General features: G+C 67.7%; 15 protein-coding genes and 1 pseudogene. 6 read left to right on the plus strand and 10 right to left on the minus strand.

Going from position 1 to position 19,051, the window contains the following annotated elements; translation table 11 throughout:
- Positions 1-228: 228 nt before the first annotated feature.
- Positions 229-642: an MmcQ/YjbR family DNA-binding protein gene (locus CDO52_RS07395; protein WP_017620060.1), complete on the plus strand. Its 414-nt coding sequence runs from the start codon at positions 229-231 to the stop codon at positions 640-642.
- 31 nt (positions 643-673) lie between these two features.
- Here CDO52_RS07395 and CDO52_RS07400 read toward each other — a convergent pair whose 3' ends face one another.
- Positions 674-1,549 carry a helix-turn-helix domain-containing protein gene (locus CDO52_RS07400; protein WP_017620061.1) on the minus strand — a complete coding sequence of 292 codons (876 nt, stop codon included), beginning with the start codon at positions 1,547-1,549 and terminating at the stop codon, positions 674-676.
- A gap of 181 nt (positions 1,550-1,730) precedes the next feature.
- Here CDO52_RS07400 and CDO52_RS07405 point away from each other — a divergent pair.
- Positions 1,731-2,487: pseudogene (locus CDO52_RS07405) on the plus strand (SDR family oxidoreductase).
- A 109-nt stretch (positions 2,488-2,596) separates the two neighbouring features.
- Here CDO52_RS07405 and CDO52_RS07410 read toward each other — a convergent pair.
- The 4 genes from CDO52_RS07410 to CDO52_RS07425 all read right to left on the minus strand — a co-directional run bounded on the left by CDO52_RS07410 (position 2,597) and on the right by CDO52_RS07425 (position 7,037).
- The gene (locus CDO52_RS07410) at positions 2,597-3,673 is read right to left on the minus strand and encodes a serine/threonine-protein kinase (protein WP_026126055.1); all 1,077 of its coding nucleotides are present in this window, start codon (positions 3,671-3,673) and stop codon (positions 2,597-2,599) included.
- A 250-nt stretch (positions 3,674-3,923) separates the two neighbouring features.
- Positions 3,924-5,432, minus strand: a complete 1,509-nt coding sequence (locus CDO52_RS07415) for a PepSY-associated TM helix domain-containing protein (RefSeq protein ID WP_017620063.1) — start codon at positions 5,430-5,432, stop codon at positions 3,924-3,926.
- Between the two features lie 203 nt (positions 5,433-5,635).
- A complete protein-coding gene (locus CDO52_RS07420; RefSeq protein WP_017620064.1) occupies positions 5,636-6,250 on the minus strand; it encodes a hypothetical protein in 615 nt (204 codons plus the stop codon).
- A gap of 223 nt (positions 6,251-6,473) precedes the next feature.
- Positions 6,474-7,037, minus strand: a complete 564-nt coding sequence (locus tag CDO52_RS07425; RefSeq protein WP_017620065.1) for an ATP-binding protein — start codon at positions 7,035-7,037, stop codon at positions 6,474-6,476.
- A gap of 653 nt (positions 7,038-7,690) precedes the next feature.
- Here CDO52_RS07425 and CDO52_RS07430 point away from each other — a divergent pair.
- Complete coding sequence (locus CDO52_RS07430) at positions 7,691-7,951, plus strand: hypothetical protein (protein WP_152471752.1); 261 nt, start codon at positions 7,691-7,693, stop codon at positions 7,949-7,951.
- A gap of 113 nt (positions 7,952-8,064) precedes the next feature.
- On the opposite strand, the gene CDO52_RS07435 is transcribed toward CDO52_RS07430, so the two are convergent.
- The 3 genes from CDO52_RS07435 to CDO52_RS07445 all read right to left on the minus strand — a co-directional run bounded on the left by CDO52_RS07435 (position 8,065) and on the right by CDO52_RS07445 (position 13,026).
- On the minus strand, positions 8,065-8,877 hold the full coding sequence (locus CDO52_RS07435) for a polysaccharide deacetylase family protein (protein ID WP_017620067.1): 813 nt from the start codon (positions 8,875-8,877) through the stop codon (positions 8,065-8,067).
- A 463-nt stretch (positions 8,878-9,340) separates the two neighbouring features.
- Positions 9,341-9,817, minus strand: coding sequence for a nuclear transport factor 2 family protein (locus tag CDO52_RS07440; protein WP_017620068.1), 477 nt, complete (start codon positions 9,815-9,817; stop codon positions 9,341-9,343).
- A gap of 83 nt (positions 9,818-9,900) precedes the next feature.
- Entirely contained in the window at positions 9,901-13,026 is a 3,126-nt protein-coding gene (locus CDO52_RS07445; RefSeq protein ID WP_017620069.1) for a DUF3427 domain-containing protein, read from the minus strand.
- A gap of 263 nt (positions 13,027-13,289) precedes the next feature.
- Between CDO52_RS07445 and recD2 the strand changes: the two genes are divergently transcribed.
- On the plus strand, positions 13,290-15,617 hold the full coding sequence (gene recD2, locus CDO52_RS07450) for an SF1B family DNA helicase RecD2 (RefSeq protein ID WP_033301075.1): 2,328 nt from the start codon (positions 13,290-13,292) through the stop codon (positions 15,615-15,617).
- 703 nt (positions 15,618-16,320) lie between these two features.
- Here the strand turns inward: recD2 and CDO52_RS07455 are convergent.
- A complete protein-coding gene (locus CDO52_RS07455; RefSeq protein ID WP_232524405.1) occupies positions 16,321-16,605 on the minus strand; it encodes a hypothetical protein in 285 nt (94 codons plus the stop codon).
- Between the two features lie 449 nt (positions 16,606-17,054).
- Here CDO52_RS07455 and CDO52_RS07460 point away from each other — a divergent pair, with 449 nt between their 5' ends.
- Both CDO52_RS07460 and CDO52_RS07465 read left to right on the plus strand, forming a co-directional pair.
- The gene (locus CDO52_RS07460) at positions 17,055-17,348 is read left to right on the plus strand and encodes a hypothetical protein (protein WP_017620072.1); all 294 of its coding nucleotides are present in this window, start codon (positions 17,055-17,057) and stop codon (positions 17,346-17,348) included.
- A gap of 104 nt (positions 17,349-17,452) precedes the next feature.
- Complete coding sequence (locus tag CDO52_RS07465) at positions 17,453-17,863, plus strand: (deoxy)nucleoside triphosphate pyrophosphohydrolase (protein ID WP_017620073.1); 411 nt, start codon at positions 17,453-17,455, stop codon at positions 17,861-17,863.
- A 49-nt stretch (positions 17,864-17,912) separates the two neighbouring features.
- Here CDO52_RS07465 and CDO52_RS07470 read toward each other — a convergent pair whose 3' ends face one another.
- Positions 17,913-18,965, minus strand: coding sequence for an iron-siderophore ABC transporter substrate-binding protein (locus CDO52_RS07470; protein WP_017620074.1), 1,053 nt, complete (start codon positions 18,963-18,965; stop codon positions 17,913-17,915).
- Positions 18,966-19,051 lie beyond the last annotated feature (86 nt).

The following is a 19,051-nucleotide window of genomic DNA, read 5'->3' on the forward strand; positions in this document are numbered from 1 at the left end:
ACAGTCCGGCCATGACCACCACCACTAGAAAAGAAGGAAGGGAGAGGGGGATTCTCCCTACTGCGTCGCAGCTTTGACGGCGGAGCCTAACGCATATTCGCGGTACGGGCATGCCGCGACGCGGCGGGCCGGCGACCCCGCCAGGAATCGGGTGCTGCGCTGGGATGTCATCGGCAGGTGCAACGATGACCGTATCGATGATGATCGCCGACGAGATGGGGGAACCCGGTGACTCCCGAGCAGTTCATCGACATCGCGCTCTGGTTTCCGGAGGCCGTGGAGACCGAGCCGTTCGTGCCGGGCGTCCCGGTCTACAAGGTCGCGGGCAAGATGTTCGCCCTGCTCATGGACGAAGGCGGGGGCAAGCCGGCCACGGTCAACCTCAAGTGCGACCCCGTCCTGGCGCTCGAACTCCGCGCCGAATTCCCCGGAGTCACGCCCGGCTATCACATGAACAAGCGGCACTGGAATTCCGTCGTGCTGGACGGCTCGGTCCCGGACGACGAGGTCGTGGAAATGGTGCGGCACTCCTACGTGCGGGTCGTCAGCGGCCTCCGTCGCGCCGACCGGGACCGTCTGCTCGCGGTCCTGGGGGACGATTCTCCACCGATTCCCACTGGTGGAGGGGCGGCGGCTCCCTGAGACGCTGGACGCGGACGCTGGAACGACCGCCTCACCGGTCCGAGCGAGCGGCGCGCAGCGTGCTCGGCGTGATGCCGAGCTGACGGCGCATGGTGCGCGTCAGGTGGCTCTGGTCGGCGAAGCCGGTGGCCTCGGCGATGTGCGCGATGGGATCGTCGGTCGACTGCAGGGCGCGGCGTGCCCGGTCCAGCCGTAGCCGCAGCACGTACTGGTGCGGCGACTGCCCGGTGGAGACGCGGAAGGCGCGGGTGAAGTGCGACGCGCTCAGCCCCGCCACGCTGGCGAGGTCCTCCAGGCGTAGGCGTTCCTGGAGGTTGGCTTCGATGTAGTCCTCCACCCGCGCCATCCTCCGTGGGGACAGTCCGCCGACCCGCTGCGGGCTGACCGGCCGCTCCGACGACATCCGGAGCACGTGGGCGGCCACGGCTTGGACCAGCGCCTGGGCGTAGAGCGTGTCAGCCGGTTCGGCCTGCTCGTATTCAGCGACCAGCCGTTCGACCATCATCGCCAGCAGCGGATCACTGAGGTGGAAGTGGGGGACGAGCTCGAATACCCGCCTGGCCCCGCCCTGCTCGGCCAAGCGTTCGAGCCACGTGGGGTCCAGCGCGACCAGCATCAGCTCGACGTCCTCCTCCCATCGGGGCCGCGATGCCCACCCCGCCGGGTTGATCAGTGCCTGGCCGCGGTGGAACCGTTCGCGGCACGCTCGGCCGTCGGCGGACCAGCGCAGATGCGTCGACGTACCGGCATGCACGACCAGGACGTGGGATGCCGGGCCGACCGGTGGCGGCACCGTTGCCGCCTTCCCCGCCGCGCGCTCGACATCGCGTTCGACCACCGCGTGCCCCAGCTCCGCTCCGCTGCCGGAGAGGTGGACCAGATGAGGCTTGATCAGCGAACCCGACATAACCCCCATTGTGACCTGGTCCGCTTTCGGAGCCAACGGTCGCGGCCGACTCTTTACGCCTCACCGCCGCCACAGTTGGGGGTCGGATCGTTCTACAACAGCCTGGATATTCAAGATTCTCCCGCCGACGCGGTTCCAGGATGTTCCGTGCACACCGTGCATACCGCGCAAAGGAGCCAGCATGAGCACGAACCACTCCCTGTCGGGGAAGACGGTCCTGGTCGGTGGCGGAGCGAAGAACCTCGGCGGGCTCATCAGCCGGACCGTGGCGGGGGACGGCGCCAACGTCGTCGTCCACTACCACTCCGACGGCGCCGCCTCCGACGCGCAGGCGACCGTCGACGCGGTCAAGGCGGCGGGGGCCAAGGCCCTCGCGGTCCAGGGCGACCTGACCCGCGTCGAGGACGTCGAGCGCCTGTTCACCACCGCCAAGGAACAGTTCGGCGGAATCGACGTCGCGGTGAACACCGCCGGCATGGTGCTGCGCAAGCCCATCGTGGACACCACCGAAGACGAGTACGACCGGATGGCGGACGTCAACGCCAAAGCCGCGTACTTCTTCATCCGCGAGGCCGGGCGGCACCTGAACGACGACGGCAAGCTCATCACGATCGTGACCGCGCTGCTCGCCGCCTTCACCGACGGCTACTCCACCTACGCCGGAGGCAAGGCACCGGTCGAACACTTCGCCCGGGCCGCCGCCAAGGAGTTCGCTCCCCGGGGCATCTCCGTCAACAACATCGCCCGGGCCGATGGACACCCCGTTCTTCTATGGGCAGGAGACGCCCGAGCGGGTGGAGTTCCACAAATCCCAGGCCCTGCGTAACCAGCTCACCCAGATCGAGGACATCGTCCCGCTGGTGCGCTTCCTGGCCACGGACGGCTGGTGGATCACCGGTCAGACCATCTTCGCCAACGGCGGCTACACCACCCGATAACCGCAGCGGGCCCGGTGCGAACGCTCACAGAAGGGGGACCGCACCGGGTCCCGAACGCCCTCGCACGGCAGCGCGCGGGGGGAGTCGCCATATCGGCGGACGTGCCGCCTCAGCGCGGTGACCACCAGTGCTCGCGGGGCGGCTGAGGCAGCCGGACCGCGACGTCGGTCCACTGTTCGGCGAGAACGCTGCGCACCGTCGCGGTTCTGTCGCCTGCGGCGCCGACGTTGTTCCGGTTGCGCTGGTGGCCACCGCCTGAAACGTCCTCCCGTGCGAGGAGGATGCGCAGGAGCTCGGCGGAGTCGGGCCGGTCGTCGGGGTCCTTCGCCATCGCGATGGGGACGAGTTCGTCGAGCCCGGGAGGGAGCCGGTCCAGGTCGGGGTCCTCATGCAGGACGCGCCGGGCGAGTTCGCGCGGGTGCCCGTGCCCGAACGGGTCGTGCGCCGCCGCCGCGAACGCGATCAGTCCGCCCCACAGGAAGACGTCGGACCGGTCGGTGACGGGCTGGCCCCGGTACTGCTCCGGACTGATCCAGCCGGGTGTGCCGACCTTGTCGCGCGGCACGCCGCTCCCCGCCTCCGGGCCGGGCAAGGCATCGGGAGAGGGCAGCCGCAGGGCGCGAAACGCCCGGCGCATGCGGCGGACCCGGACCCAGCGCGTCGCGTCCGCTGCGGTGGACGGGCGGGCGATGCCGAAGTCGAGCACCTTCGGCCCGCTGGGCGCCATGATGATGTTGCTCGGCTTGAGGTCGCGGTGCACGACCCCCGCCGAATGGATCGCGCGCAGCGCGTCGGCGATGCCGACGGCGAGGGCACGCACCATGCCGGGGCGCAGCGGGCCGTGCCGTTCGACGTGGTGGCGCACGGTGGGCCCCGGCGCGTATTCGGTGGCTAGCCAGGGGCGATCCGTCTCCACATCGGCGCTGATGAACCGGGCCACGCACGGGCTGTTCACCCGTGCCAGCAGCCGGGCCTCGTGCGCGAACTGCTCGCGGAACCGCACGTCGGCGGCGTGCTCCGCGTGTACCACCTTGATGGCGAGGTACCCCTTCCCCCCGCTGGCCGTGCCCGCGTAGACGGTCCCCATCCCGCCCGCACCGATGCGCCCGACCAGCCGGTAGCCGCCGACCTCATCCGGGTCGTCCGGCAGCAGTCGTTCGAGCCGCCGAACACCGCGGGCCTTCATCGCCTCTCCCGCGCACCGCTCGCGGCACGGGAGGCCTTGTGCGGACGGCGTACGCACGTCGACGTCGCCGAAGAGGCGCGAGGGGTGCCGCGCCGCTGGAGCGTGACCACGGAAGACCATCCAGTGCAATGGGGGATGCCTCGGTGCATGGATTCTACGGCGCGATCGCTGTCAGCGGGGCGGCTGTCGCAGAGTGCCCGACCCGCGAGCGAGCCGGGCACACCTCGTCACCTGCCGGTGATCAGGGACGTCAGCCGAAGATCGTGCGTAGTGCGGGAACGCGGCGCACGATGAGGACGTCGATCGCGAGGACGATCACCATGCTGATTCCGGCCAGTGGGAAGAGCACGCCCAAGGCGGCCATGATGGCCAGAACGCCGAAGGCGGTGCGCCGGTCGGTCGGGCGTGAGGGGGCACCGAGGCGCCCCGTTGGGCGGCGGCGCCACCACATCCAGGCGCCCGACACGACCAGCGTGATGACGGCGACGCAGGCGCCCAGCATCAGGAGGAGGTTGACGGTGCCGAATCGGCGTCCCTCGTGGATGGCGATGCCCTCCGACACGCCCTTGGCGATCACGCCGTACTCCGCCCAGCCGAAGGAGGCGACGACCTCGCCCGAGTACTGGTCGACGTGGACCGTCTGTTCGTCGGCCGGGTCGCGGCGGGGTTTGGCCGTCACGGTGTAGACGCCGTTGTCGTCCTGCGGCGGCAGGACCGAGTAGCCGCATGACGAGGCGGGGCAGTCGGTGACGTCGCGCGTCGCCGCGAGCGCCGTCTCCATGGGCACCGCTTCGGCGTCGTTGCCGGAGGAGGTCGGCACCTTCTTCTCCTGTGCGGCCCAGGGGACGTCGGCGTCGGGGTGGTGTTCCTGCGGATCCTTGCCGCTGGACGCCGCCTGCCCGCCGTGTTCGCCGTGCTTGTGGGAGGGCTCCGACTGGTCGGTGAAGTCGGCGGGGTTCGGCTTGGTGGAGCCGGTCCACCCCTGGACGGCGCGCAGGTTCTCACCCCATACCCCGGACCAGGGGAGTCCGGTCAGCACGAGCAGCACGATCACCGCGCCGGAGACGACGCCGGTGAGCGCGTGCACTCGGCGCGTCGACAACCGTCGACCGCGCGTGGAGGAGTTTCCCCGACTCGTCGACTGGGCGGCCGACCGTTTCCGCGTCGGGCTCCGCCACCACAGGTACGTGCCGGTGGCGACGAGAATCAGCGCCCAGCACGCGGCGGTCTCGACGACCCGGTCGCCGACCGCCCCGGCCATGAGCGATCCGTGGATATCGCGCACCGCCCGCATCAGGGTCGCGCTGTCATCGACCGACCCGACGACCTGTGCGGTCGCGGGATCGACGTAGACCGACATTCCCGGTGTGAAGCCGCCCGCGTCCGCCTCCTTGAGGATGACGCGGGTGGAGCGGTCTGCCGCGGCGGGCGGGATCACCGAGTCGAGCGCGAGCTCGGGATGGGCGGCGTGGGCGGCGTCGACCTGCTCGGAGAGTGGGGCCGAGTCGCTGACCGGAGCATCCAAGGTGCGCAGGTCCGCGTACCGCCATTCCTCGTAGGGCTGCTTGAAGAGGTAGATCGCTCCGGTGATCGCGAGCACGAGCAGCACCGGAGCGACAAAGAGGCCGGCATAGAAATGCCAGCGCCAGATGGTCCGGTAGCGCTGCTGGCTCCGTGCCGGCTTCGGGCGTGGCGCGGTCGGCGAACTCGGGGGCGGAGCGTTCGGGGGTGGCGCGGGTGTGTTGGTGGGGGACGCCATGAGACGCGTTCCTTACGTGTTCGGGCACGCGGCGATACCCGCTCGATCTCGGGCGTGCGGCATCGCGTGCGGTCCCGGCCGCGTTAGCGCGGTCGGCCGGGGAGAGAAAAGCGGGAAATGGTGACGCCGACGCCGCAGGACAGGACCGCAGCGGGCGTTGACGGGTGGGAGAAGCGAACGACGGGGACGCGGCCGGATGGCGCTCAGCGCGTCATGACCGCCGGTCCGCTGTGGAACACGAAGGCACAGCCGGGCGGCCCCCTGCGCCGGACGGTCCGGGCGAGCAGCTGCTCGACGGGGCGCGGCTTGTCAGGGCGGCGGCGGAGTCGCGGGTGCGGGGGAACGGTGAGTGGGCGCGGCGCGGCCAACAGCAGGGGAAGGTGGGCGCCGAGCAGGCGGAGCAGTTCGGCGAGATCGGACTCGCCGCGCTCGAGCCACCATGCCGTCAGCAGGGCGGTGAACACGTGCACCAGCAGCATGGCCATGCCCGAGCTGCCACCCATGGTGTGGTGCATGCCCCCGGCCGCCGCGTCGGCCGTCGCCGTGGTCATGCCTGAGGGGGTAACCGCCGCCGCACTGAAGAGGTGGTGCAGTCCGAACTGGGTGACGAAGGCGGCGGCCATGATCGGGGCCAGCCCGCGCTGAGCGCCCGCGAGCGTGTAGCCGCCCGCGCCGACCAGCAGGACGGCTAGGCCGAGAGCTCCCCAGCCGACGGGCGCCCCGCCCGCGGAACAGTGCAGACCGGCCGAGATCGCCACGCACACTGCGGCGAAGAGTCCGGCGCGCAGGGCCCGGAAGAGCGGCTGGTCCAGTTGCACGGGGCCGATTATGCACTGACGTGCGCAGACCCAGGAAGGGGGGTAGTGGAAGTGTGCGCAGCCGCGGAGCGGCGGGGGATGGAATGCGGGGAAGTGAGGACAGGAACGCGATCGTGACGAGGGCCGTCGAGCGATTCGTGAGCCCCTGGACCACGGGGAGCGACGAGCGCCGTCTCATGCACCCGAGCCGACCGCGGTGGTGCAGCCGACCGGGTGCGGGGCGTCAGGCGGTGGCAGGGGAAGGGGCGAAGAGGCCGTTTCTTCCGCGTGCCGGGGATCGTATGGGGTGGCTCCTCGCCGTGGACTGTCGCTGCAGCCAGTGGCGGAGCGGGGTCAGGGCGAGCGGTGGGGGGAAGTTACCGTTGCCGTTCCCGTTGCGTGAGCCGTGGGTGAGTTCGAAGAACACGGTATGGCTGCGGGCGCGCCGATAGTCGCCGCATCGGGTCGAGAGCGCGGCGACGATGCCGAGGCCGCGCCCGCTCTCGTCATGAGGACGCGCAGAGGAGGCGACCGGCGGGTCCGACAGGGTCGGTTCGTCGGTGACCTCGATGCGCAGTCGGCTTGTGCTGAAGCGGGCGAACACGGAGAAGTATCCGCCGGGTCGGCCGGAGGCCGTGTGCTGTGCCGCGTTGGTGGCGAGTTCTGAGAGGAGAAGATACGCCGTCTCGGCGGTTTCCGCGGGGACCTTGGCGCCGCAGGTCTCGTGGTCCAACAGATCTTTGAGCCAATGGCGGGCCCGGGCCGCGCTCTCCGCCCGACCGGGGAACGTGCGCGCGAACGCTCGCATATTCAGCACACTCCCCGCGGGTTGGTGTGCGATGCCTCGGAGGCGGGAGTGGCCCATCGTCTATGAGATGCCCGAGGGTTTCTCCGTTCCCGCCCCGGCGTTCTTTTCGTGCGCGGGACGCCGACTTCCATGAACATTCCTCACCTGGCCTTCCACAGGTCAGTGTCGGGACCGAGACCGGTGCGCACGCACCGGGTCAGGGTCGAGATTCGTGCCGGGCGGTAAGATCACCCGGGCAAGGTCGTCCTTACAAGGCGTTCCCATCTAACGTCCCACCTTAGAGAAGCTAATTCCAGAGAATTCTCTCAGGTTTGCCGATGCTGGTTCTGGAGTCGGCGGCGGTCGCATTGTGTGTCATGTGGTCGTGCTTGGGTGGATGGGGCGGTGGAAGATTTCCGTGGGTATGATTCTCTATCCGTTCCGTGAATGCGGCAGCTGGATTTGTGAGTGTCGATTTCCATGATTCACGTTTGTGAGGTGAGTGGCGTGGCTCCGGCGCGGCGACCGCGCGAAGGGCCCTCCGGAGGCGTGTTCGTGACCTCTTCCGGCCGCGTCGGCGATGTGCCACGGCCCCGGCGGGACGCCGGATCCGCAACCAGTGGGCCTTCGCGCTGCTGGACGACGAGCGGTTCGACGAAGGCCCGTAGGGCAAGGTGCTGCTCGCCAAGGGGCGCGCGCTCACGGCGCCGCGGAACCGGGATGAGGCGAGGCGGATGCTGGAGGAGGCCCTGCGCCTGTTCCAGGAGCCGGGCGCCCGCTTCCAGGAAGCGCAGGCGCTGGAGGACCTGGGCCACCGCCGAATCGGCGGGAGCGGAGGCCACGGCGCGGCTGCACGCGGCCCTGCGGCTCTACGAGGAGATCCACACCACCTCGGCCGCGGAGCGCGTGCGGAAGACGCTGGGGCCGGGGGCTGAGGACGACGGAACGGGGCCGCCGCGGGCCGTGTGATCGCCGAGCGAGAGCGGGGTGCTCGGCACCGGGACCCGGCGATCACCAAACACCCCGGCGTGCGGCGTGGCCCGTCCGACTACAGAACCGGACCGGAGCTGTGTGGCAGTGTCGGCACGTCCTCCGAATGGTGGGTGTCCGCGTGTGTGCTGTTGAGGAGCTGCGACACCGTCACCATGGTGTAGCCCCGTGCGGCAAGCCCGTCGATGATCTCGGGAACCGCCTCGATCGTGGTGTTGTGGATGTCGTGCATGAGCACGACCGCGCTGGGCTTGGCGTCGGCGAGGACCCGCCTCTCGATGGTCTCGGCGTCGTGGTCCTTCCAGTCCTCACTGTCGACGTTCCACAGGACCTGGGTCATCCCGAATTCCTCAATCACCCCTTTGACGGTCGCGTTGGTCTCACCGTAGGGCGGACGCATCAATGTGGGCGTGAAACCGATTTCGCGCCGGATCTGCTTGTTGACTTCGGAGATTTCCGCGCGGATCTCGTTTTTGCTCAGCTTGGTGAGGTCCGGGTGGTTCGCGCTGTGGTTGGCGACCTCGTGTCCCCGAGAGTTCACCAGGCGAACGGTCGCCGGACGCCGCTCGATCTGCCGCCCGACCATGAAGAAGGTGGAGCGCACGCCGCGTTGGTCGAGGATGTCGAGTAGGTCGGCGGTCCGAGGCGCGGGTCCGTCATCGAAGGTCAGTGCGATGCACTTGGTCCCCGAGGACGAGCAGTCGGGAGCGGCCCCGCGGGGCGCCGCTGCGGTGGGTGTGGCGGCGGCTGAGCCGGCGCCGAGCATCAGCATCAGCGACGCGAACAGCGCGACCGAGCTCATCCGGCGCGTGCGTGTGCTGCGCGGCTTCGGGGCGGTCTCGGCGGTCGAACGGGAGGGGATTCGGCGCAAGCGTGATCCGTGCATCACAAAGCCTTCTGATCTCGCGGAGACAACGACGCCAAGTATCGTTTCCGGAACGCGTGGCTAAGAACCCTCCGATTCGTTGGCCTCTTTATTCCTCAGCTTATTGGAAGTGACGATTGCGGACGTTTCTGGCTGAATGCGAATTCCGGAACATGGGCCCCGGCCGTACCGCTGATTGTGGTCATCAGATCACTGGACGCGTGGATGGTCCGCATGTGCGCACAGTGAATTCAACCGTCACCGATGCGGCCGCCGAGATACGCGGCGGCGAAAGTTCGGTGAGTTCTGTTCGCCATCCGCTACGCGTTCGGTGACCCAGTCGCAGACGGTCCTGAAACCCCGACATATCGGAGAGCCTCTAGCTGCGACCCTCCATCGGGGGGCATCGCGGGTCGAACCTCCCTCGTCCGCCCCGCGATGCCGTTGATCCGCTCCGGCCAGCTCCGGATCAGGCGTCGGCCGGCAGTACTGGCGGCTCTCCGGACGTCCACGTCACATGGAGAGACATCCGTTGGAACCGCCACCCCTCGGCGGTGCGCACCACATCGGCGTCGAAGTGGCCACCGGACGTGAAGAGCCGTTCGCTCTCCTCCGCCCCGCCCTGCGATGCGAGCACATGCGTATTGATCGAGTTCCACCGCACCCTCGCGACATCGCCGTCGAGGTCGATGATGTGGTTCATCCCCACGTGCTGCGTGCGCTCGAACATGACCAGGAGCTTGCGCATGGACTCCAGGTGTCCGGCGATCCCCACGTGCTCACCCATCGGATCCTCGGAGCGGATGTCCTCGGTAAACATCGACCGAGCCCACCCCGCGTCGAACCTCCTGTCGTCAAGCGAGGCCAGCCACCGATCGACAAGGCTCGTGATGTCCGCGCGATCCGTGAGCGCGCGCAGCTGATTGCTCATCCTCTGCTGTTCCATGCCAACAGCTTGGAACCTCAACTTTTGTTGATGTCAACCCGTCCTGTGCGCTGTGCCCCACCGATGGCAAGAGCAGGGAACTCTTATGAGGCGGCGATGGCCGCGTAGTTCCACACGTCCGCGGGAAGCGGGTACGTGAGCTTCCATGTGATACCCATCGGGTTGTCACCCTCGTGCTTGATATAGGTGGCAGGACCAAGCAGCATCCACGGTTGGGCTCCACCGATGTCGTTGCTGTTGAACTGTCGGATGAAGAGCAGCACCTGCGACCCTTCCCGCCGGTGGTTTTGGTAGCGCAGACCGGTCTCCGTTGTGCTGGAGGTGGAGTTCTGCGATTCCCAGTGGAACAACGTCTCGCTCAGCGCAACGTCCTTATAGCGCGTTTGTGGCGAGAAGTCTTTCTCGTCCTTTTCCGACGTGATCAGCAAGGCATCGGTCTTGATCTCTGGGCACCACTTCACCCCCTCCCGGAAGTTGCTGGGGTAGTAGACGCCGATTTTGGCCTGGCCCAGCGCTGCCACGATCTCCGAGCGGTTATAGGAGGCGTGCACGGCCAGGGGGAGTGAAGCGATCCCGTTGAGGAGTGGGTGTGGAACGTGCTCGGCATGGTTGAGGCCATAGTCGAGCACTTGCCGCAGCTCGCGCCGGACATCGGGGTGACGCTGAAGCTCGTCGAACCCCTCCTGGTAGTGGACGAAGCTGTTCTTCCGGTCCCAAAGAGAGAAGTAGAGCATCCGGGCATACGCCTGTCCCTGCCCATCCAGCTCCTCGTAACGCGGCGCGTCGTCGGCCAGCATCATGCGGTAGTGGTCCCGCCGCAGCGGATCATCGACATGCAGGAGCGAAGCGACGCGGCCCAGAAGTTCCTTCTCTCCGCTCGGCGCGGTCGCTGGGAGCAGTCCGGCACGGCGCAGGATTCCTGTCCACGAGTTCTTCGCCCGGTAGATCTGCTCGATGCTCCTGCCGCTCTCGTGCAGGTACTCGGCAAGGTCGCTTGTTCCGTACGCCCTCACCTCGTGGGCCAGTGCCCTGACGTTGACGCCGATCTGTGCCTTGATGTTGTTGAGGATGGTGTCCTTGGCCTTGCGTTCCAGCAGGATCTGGCATCCCGCGGGCAGCCGCGGAAAGTCGGCTTCCACACTCTCCTGCAGGCGTCGGCGGGACTGGCCGGTAAGCGCGTGGAACTGTTCCTCGAAGCGGAATTCCGCGCGGTGCTGCCCGATGAAGTCGAGGACGGTGAGCACAGGCTTGTTCGCTGTTCGGCGCAGTCCGCGACCGAGCTGCTGCAGGAACACAGTGGCGCTGGACGTGGGCCTGAGCAGCAGGAGCGTGTCGACATCTGGGATGTCCACCCCCTCGTTCAGCAGGTCGACCGAGAAGATGACCTGGAGCTCTCCGTCCTTCAGCTTGGCAAGGGCCTCCCGCCGAGTGGTGACGTCCGTCGCGGCCGAGAGAGCCGTTGCCGCGAGCCCGGCTTCCCGGAAACACCGCGCCATGTATTCGGCGTGAGCGATGGAGACACAGAAGCCGAGCGCGCGCATCGAACCGGGATCGGTGACCTTCTCCCTGACCGCCGTGAGGATCAGGCGTGCGCGCGCGTCGTTCCCAGTGAACAGCGACTCAAGTTCGTCAGTGTCATATCCGCCGCGCTTCCACGTCACAGCGGTCAGGTCGGTGTTGTCGCTGATCCCGAAGTAGTGGAACGGGCTCAGAAGCTCGTTCTCCAGCGCTTCCCACAGGCGTAGCTCAGCGGTGATGCGTCCGTCGAAGTACAGGTCGTGGATCTTGGTGCCGTCAGTGCGCTCGGGCGTCGCAGTCAGCCCAAGGAGCTCCTTCGGCTTGAAATAGTCGACGACGCGCCGGTACGTCTTGGCGGCACCATGGTGAAACTCGTCGATGACGATCACGTCGAAATGGTCAGGCGAGAAGCTTTCCAGACGCTTCGTCTTCTCCAGCGACTGCACGCTCGCGAAGACATGCGTGCGCTCGGTGGGTGACACGCCGCCAGCCAGGATCTCGCCGAGGTCGTGGTCGTTGAGGACGTCCTGGTAGGTCCGCATGGACTGAACCAGGATCTCCTGCCGGTGGGCGATGAACAGGAGCTTGAGGTCCCGGCTGTAAAGCTCACGGAGTCGTTTGTAGTCAAGCCCGGCCATCACCGTCTTCCCGGTCCCTGTTGCCGCCACGAGGAGGTTGCGGTAGTGCCCGTGGACGGTGCGTGCCGTTTCCAGGCGCTCCAGCATGTCGCGCTGGTGCGGGTATGGCCGCACATTGAGTCCCGAGAGCTGGACCTGCCGTCCACTGCCCATCCCGGTCCCGCCCGCTGCGGCCAGCGCTTCGTCGAGGCGCGCCGCGTCGTGATCCGGGTCGTAGTCGTCGAAGGTGGGCGACTCCCAGTAGGCGTCGAAGGTCAGCTCGAACTTCTTCATGACGTCGGGGGTGGCCCGCGTGGACAGGCGGACGTTCCACTCCAGGCCGTCGAGCAGAGCTGGCTTGGACAGGTTGGAGCTTCCGACGTAGGCCGTGTCGTATCCGGTGTTCCGGCGGAAGAGCCACGCCTTGGCGTGCAGCCGGGTGGAGAGCTGCTCGTAGTTGATCTTGACCTCGGCGCCGAATCTGCGCACCAGCCGGTCCAAGGCGCGTCGCTCAGTGGCCCCAATGTAGGTCGTCGTCAATACACGGATGGGAACGCCCCGCTCGTGCGCCATCGCCAGAGGCTCCTCCAGGAGGCGGAGGCCCGACCACTTGACGAAGGCGCACAGGAGGTCGATCCGGTCCGCTGTCGTGATCTCCTGACGGAGCTCGGGACCCAGGCGAGGGTCCTCCGGCATGTTGGTGATGAGCGCGGTCTCGGTCAGCGGGGTCGCGGGTCGGTGGGCGTAGATCCCCAGTTCCTTCCCACGGCTGAGCGCGGCCAGGCGCATCGGCGTCGTCTCGTCATCACTGGGATCGATGTCGGGTTCTACGGGGTCTTCGGCACCGTCAGGTTTGGCGAGGGAGGACAGGATCCGGTTGGTAACCGTGACCTGCTGGTCCGGGGAAAGCGTGGACAGGCGACGGCGCACCTGATCGGCGACGTGGTCGGCCAGGACATGAGGGGAAGACTCCTTCCCAACTGGTAGCCGGCCGACGGCCCACCCGTCGCTCTGTAATTTGTCGAGCCTGGCGTTCAGTTCCTTCGTGATGAGCTCTTCATAGAGTCCTTCCATTGGGCTGTCGTTCTGGTCCGGGTTTTGCACAGGCTGCTCACTCTCGTTATTGATTCATCTCTATTTAGCAGCTTGTGCGGACATGAATATCGTTGAATTCTGAATGACTCTGGGAAGGTACGAGCTGCGCTGACGACGGCTGGCCGTGCTTGGGCTGAGGAACCGCCGCGGCCTCAGCGCTCCTGTGCTGTGGACGCCAGACTCCGGGCGTCGGCGGTTCCCGGCATGATGGGTGGTGGAGCCGAGTTGTGGGAGGGGTCTTCGTGGCCGATGGGCGATCCGGGCAGGGGCAGGGGAGCCAGCAGCCGTTTCGGCCGGCGGTGCTCGAAGGTGTGCTGGAGCGCATCACCTACGCCAATGAGGAGACCGGCTACACCGTCGCCAAGATCGACAACGGGCGGGGCAACGGCGGCGAGCTGACCACGGTGGTTGGGGCGCTGCTGGGGGCGCAGCCCGGGGAGTCGTTGCGGTTGGAGGGGCGGTGGGGGTCGCATCCGCAGTATGGGCGGCAGTTCATGGTCGAGAACTACACGACCGTCCTGCCGGCCACCGTGCAGGGGGTGCGCCGTTACCTCGGGTCCGGGCTGATCAAGGGCATCGGTCCCCGTCTGGCGGAGAAGATCGTCGACTACTTCGGGGTCGAGGCCCTGGACGTCATCGAGCAGACTCCCGAACGGCTCATCGAGGTGCCCAAGCTCGGGCCCAAGCGCACGAAGCTCATCGCGGAGGCGTGGGAGGAGCAGAAGGCCATCAAGGAGGTCATGGTCTTCCTCCAGGGCATCGATGTCTCCACGTCGCTCGCCGTGCGGATCTACAAGAAGTACGGCGACGCCTCCATCAGCGTGGTCCGCAATGAGCCCTACAAGCTGGCCACCGATGTGTGGGGCATCGGTTTCAAGACCGCCGACACCATCGCCCGGGCCGTCGGTATCCCGCACGACAGTCCGCAGCGGGTCATGGCCGGGATTCAGTTCACGCTCTCGGAGTCGACGTCCGACGGCCACTGTTTCCTTCCCGAAGATCGGCTGATCTCGGACGCCGTGAAGATTCTGCAGGTCGACGCCGGTCTGGTGATCGAGTGCCTGGGGGAGTTGGTGGTCGAGGAAGGGGTGGTCAAGGAGAAGGTGCCCGGACCCGAAGGCGAGGCGATCAACGCCATCTACCTCGTGCCCTTCCAACGGGCCGAGGTCGGGCTCGCCGCCCAGTTGCGCACGCTGCTGGAGCACCCGACTGATCGGATGGGTTGTTTCCAGGATGTCGACTGGGGCAAGGCGCTGTCCTGGCTGAAATCCCAGACCGGGGCCGACCTCGCGGCCGAGCAGGAGGAAGCGGTGAAGCTTGCGCTGACCAGCAAGGTCGCGGTGCTCACCGGTGGACCGGGCTGCGGCAAGTCCTTCACGGTCGACTCCATCATCCGGCTGGCCGCGGCCAAACGGGCCAAGATCATCCTTGCCGCGCCCACCGGCCGGGCCGCCAAGCGGATGACCGAGCTGACGGGGCATGAGGCGTCCACGGTGCACCGGCTCCTGGAGCTCAAACCCGGGGGCGACGCCTCCTACGACAAGGACCGGCCGCTGGACTGCGATCTGCTGGTCGTCGACGAGGCGTCGATGCTCGACCTCCTCCTGGCCAACAAGCTGGTGAAGGCGGTGCCACCCGGCGCCCACCTGCTGCTGGTGGGCGACGTCGACCAGCTCCCGTCCGTGGGGGCGGGTCAGGTGCTGCGCGACCTCCTGGCCACGGAACAGGGGGAGCAGGGGGTACGCGAGGGGAACGGTGATGATGGCGACGGTGGCGACAGCGGGGGCGTCGAGGCTCCGATTCCGAACGTCCGGCTGACCAAGGTCTTCCGCCAGGCGCAGCAGTCGGGTGTGGTGACCAACGCCCACCGGGTGAACCGGGGCAAGCCGCCGGAACTACGCGGCATGACCGACTTCTTCCTGTTCTCCTGTGACGACACCGAACTCACCGCCGAGCTGACGGTCGACGTTGTCGCCCACCGGATTCCGCGCAAGTTCGGCTTCGACCCGCGGCGCGATGTCCAGGTGCTGACCCCCATGCACCGCGGCCCGGCCGGGGCGGGCAACCTCAACACGGTGCTGCAGAGCGCGCTCACACCGTCGCGCGAAGGCGTGGCCGAGCGACGGTTCGGCGGGCGGATCTTCCGAGTCGGCGACAAGGTCACGCAGATCCGCAACAACTACGAGAAGGGCGCGAACGGCGTCTTCAACGGGACCCTCGGCGTCATCACCGCCATCAACACCGATGAGCAGGAGCTCACCGTGCGCACCGATGAGGACGAGGAGATCGGTTACGACTTCGCCGAGCTCGACGAGCTCGCGCACGCCTACGCGGTGACGGTGCACCGGTCGCAGGGGAGCGAGTACCCGGCCGTGGTCATCCCCGTGACGACGAGCGCCTGGATGATGCTGCAGCGCAACCTGCTCTACACCGCGATCACCCGGGCGAAGAAGCTGGTGGTCCTGGTCGGTTCCCGCAAGGCCATCGCGCAGGCGGTCCGTAATGCCTCGGCGGGGCGGAGATATACGGCGCTGGCGTACCGATTGTCCGCACGGGGGCTTCAGTCATGAAAAGGGTGAAAAGGATAAACGTCACTTGGTCAGTTTTCAACTATGCGTGAGTTCGGGTCATATCTGACTTTTCGGACTGATCGCTGTCCGATTGACTGGAAATTTCACACAAATTCGTAGGCCTGGACAAATGAATTTCGGGCCTAGGTCGTTTACCGTGGAGGCGACGGCCGCGCGGAGCCGCGCCCCCCTCTCCGGTAGCGCGTTGCCGTCCGGCGTAACGGCGCTCGCCCCTCTCCTGGGCGCCGATCGCGCCAGGGTCGGGACCGCCGTCCCCCTGGCGAGGCGGTTCGATAACCGCCTCGCGGAGATGTCGCGGATAAAGAGCGACGGCGGTTCCCGGCCCGTTCCGGGGCTGTTCCCCACTGCTCATCCCGTGTTTTTCGAGTTTCCGCCCCAAGGTCGCCCATGGGTGAATAGGCTCCGGTTATGCGGCTGATACCGGCGGGCGGCCCGCCGTAGCAGCAGCCTCACGGACCCCAATTCTCGTCGACATGTCATTTACGGGTTTACTGCGGAGCTTCGACGTCGGGCGCCGCGGTGGGACGAGCCACCCTGGACGCTGACGCTCTTTCCACTCCCCCCGGAGAGCGTCGGCCCCTCCTCGGGCGCCGACCTACGGCGGTCGGCGCCGAGGTCCTCGGGACGCGCGGCATCGCGTGTCCGGCTGTGCCGGTAGTGGAGCGGGGCGATCGCGGTAGGTTCAGTCGGCCGGTCTCGTCCGGTGGAGGACGACCTTGGCGCAGGTCGCGGCCAGCCCGGACGCCTCGCTGCCGAAGCAGAAGTCCAGGCGCAGCGAGTCGGGGTCATGGTCGGCCCGGATATCGGTTACCTCGGCGCCGGACCAGGCGGTAGATGTCTCATCGAAGAAGCTGAAGTCGGTGACGCCTTCGAGCACCAGGGTGTATCCGACGGGCGGTGTCAGATTGGTGGACCGTAACGCCAGAGTGACCGTGTGCCCCGGGGCATCGACCCAGATGCCTTCCATAGAGGACCCCTTCAGACCGTGCAGAGCCGACATGTGCGCACCCTCCTGCGTCGCGGCGGCGTCCTCAGGTGACCTGCTTCGTGAGGTGCCCCATTGGGTGTGATCCCACACCGTTGAGGCCGGTTCCGGGCAGATTTTCCGGCGGGGTGCTCTCGGGAGACGTGTTGTCATGGCCCCAACACGGTTCGGCGAAGTGTCCGAAACGCGAGACCAGTGCCACATGGGGCAGCGTGATCCCAGGTAGGGGTGGCCCCGATCTGCTCCTGCTCGCGCAGTGTGGCCGAAAGTTGACCGATGTGATCGTTTAGTGATCCAAACGATCTGGCTTGTTTATGGGTGTCCCAAACGGGGTTATAAGCGACGCCAGCGGCGGGCTGCGACCCGTCCCATCCCCCACGCATCGACCATGCGGGCGGCGGCGCCCGCGACGGACGCGGAAAGGCACGCTTGTGGGCACCCTCTCCTGGATCAACGGCTCTTCCCCCGCCACCCCCGCCCAGGCCATCGACCAGCTGCGGGGCTACCTCGCCGCAGAGACGATGGAACGCCTCTACGCGGGGGACCGGGGGGCGGTGGCGTCGCTGTCGATCCGCACCGGGCTCACCGTCTGGTGCATGGGCGGACTCTTCCGCTGGTGCGACGACCTGGGCGCGCAGCAGACACACACCGCGGCCGACCCCGAGGGCGCGGCGCGCCGGATCGTCGCCCTTAGCGAGCCGCGGACGGTGCGCTCGGCGGCCTGAACAGGGTCCGGACGGCGGGCGCGACCGGCTCCGCGCCGAATTCGTCGGCGCGGTTCGAGCCCGCGGGGTTCACGTCGCCCCCTCCACCGCTAACGTTGGGCCCCGTGACAGAGACTCAGATCATCGTCGGCGCGGCCATCATCCGCGATGGCGCCCTCCTGGCCGCCCAGCGTTCCCAACCCGAGGAGCTGTTCGGACGCTGGGAGCTCCCGGGCGGCAAGGTCGACCCCGGCGAGGAAGAGCTCGACGCGCTTGTCCGCGAGTGCCGCGAGGAGCTGGGCGTCGAGATCCGTCCGATCGAGCGCATCAACTACGAGGTGACCTTCCCGCCGCGCGGGGACGGCTCCGAGGCGATCCTGCGCGTGTGGACCGCCGAACTCATCGGCGATGCGGAACCGGTGGCCCTCGAACACCTCGCTCTGCGCTGGCTCAAGTCCGACGTCCTCGCCGACATCGACTGGCTCCCGGCCGACGTCCCCTTCCTCGACGCGATCCGCCCGCACCTGCGCCCCTGACGCCCGTGCCGGCGCGGTGGGGCCGCGGCACCCGGTCATGGTCGGCTGGTCAGGCTTCGCCCTTGGCAGCCTTCGACAGCTGGGGGATGATGTCGTCCATGGCCCAGCGCAGGCTCAGCGGGTTGGGCGTGGAGATCGCCATGCTGAGCCGGGCGGAGTCGAAGGGGGCGTAGCCGCCGTCGGCGACCGCGTCGACCTTCTGGAAGACCTTGTTGTCGTCCAGGTCGCGCCGCTCCTCCTCGGTGTTGAACCACATCACCAGGACATCGGCGTCGATACTGTCGGCGTCCTCCAGGCTCAACAGGCCGTAGAACTGGCCGTCGTCCACCGACAGGGCGGAGTCGTGGAAGCCCGCCGGGGTGAAGCCGAGCTGCCGCATCAGCTCGAAGCGTCCGTCGCCCTCGGTGTAGAACGCCAGGCTGTTGCTGTCGGGCATGGGAGACCCGATGGCGAACGTGGTGTCGGCGAACTCCGGATGGTCGGCGGTCAGGTCCGCGACGTAGTCGTTGGTCGCGTCGACGATCTCCTGGGCCTCGTCCTTCCGCCCGACCGCTTCGCCGATGGTGAGCGTCTGCTCCTGCCACTCGGTCGTCCACGGTTGGTCGAGGTAGGGGATGGTCGGCGCGATCTCGGAGAGCTGCTCGTACTCGCTCTCCTGCATGCCCGACTGCACACCGAGGATCAGGTCGGGGGCGAAGTTGGCGACCTGCTCGGCGGAGATGCCGTCGTCGGTGGGGAACAGCTCGGGCTTGTCGGCGCCCAGCTCCTCGATCTTCTCCAGGTCCCAGGGGAGGTAGCCGTCCTCGTCGCCGTACGTCGATTCGGCCATGCCGACGGGGACGATGCCGAGTTCCAGCAGCGTGGCCTCGTCCGACCACCCGACGGTGACGATCCGCTCGGGCTCCTTGTCGATCTCGGTCGACCCGAAGGCGTGCTCGATGGTCACCGGTGTCCAGTCGCCGTCGGCCGAGGCGTCGTCCAACGAGTCGGCGCCAGTTCCGCACCCGGTGGCGATCAGGGCGGTGGCGGCCGCCGCGGCGGCGATGACCGGGAGCTTCGCGGTGCGGTCGTGCAGGCGGGTCCGGGTGGACGTCGTTGGCATGGGGATGGGACCTCTCAGCCGGGAGATGGGGTCGGGGCCGCACAGGGACGAGCGGGGCCGTTGGCGTGCGCTGAGGCGACACCCAC

It is taken from the genome of Nocardiopsis gilva YIM 90087 (genome assembly GCF_002263495.1).
Lineage (GTDB): Bacteria > Actinomycetota > Actinomycetes > Streptosporangiales > Streptosporangiaceae > Nocardiopsis_C > Nocardiopsis_C gilva.

What these genes read in the sequence shown, in the direction of transcription:
- CDO52_RS07400 (WP_017620061.1), bottom strand. Translation starts at nt 1,549, where the DNA reads ATGTCGGGTTCGCTGATCAAGCCTCATCTGGTCCACCTCTCCGGCAGC.
- CDO52_RS07410 (WP_026126055.1), bottom strand. Translation starts at nt 3,673, where the DNA reads ATGAAGGCCCGCGGTGTTCGGCGGCTCGAACGACTGCTGCCGGACGAC.
- CDO52_RS07415 (WP_017620063.1), bottom strand. Translation starts at nt 5,432, where the DNA reads ATGGCGTCCCCCACCAACACACCCGCGCCACCCCCGAACGCTCCGCCC.
- CDO52_RS07425 (WP_017620065.1), bottom strand. Translation starts at nt 7,037, where the DNA reads ATGCGAGCGTTCGCGCGCACGTTCCCCGGTCGGGCGGAGAGCGCGGCC.
- CDO52_RS07440 (WP_017620068.1), bottom strand. Translation starts at nt 9,817, where the DNA reads ATGGAACAGCAGAGGATGAGCAATCAGCTGCGCGCGCTCACGGATCGC.
- CDO52_RS07445 (WP_017620069.1), bottom strand. Translation starts at nt 13,026, where the DNA reads ATGGAAGGACTCTATGAAGAGCTCATCACGAAGGAACTGAACGCCAGG.
- CDO52_RS07455 (WP_232524405.1), bottom strand. Translation starts at nt 16,605, where the DNA reads ATGGAAGGCATCTGGGTCGATGCCCCGGGGCACACGGTCACTCTGGCG.
- CDO52_RS07470 (WP_017620074.1), bottom strand. Translation starts at nt 18,965, where the DNA reads ATGCCAACGACGTCCACCCGGACCCGCCTGCACGACCGCACCGCGAAG.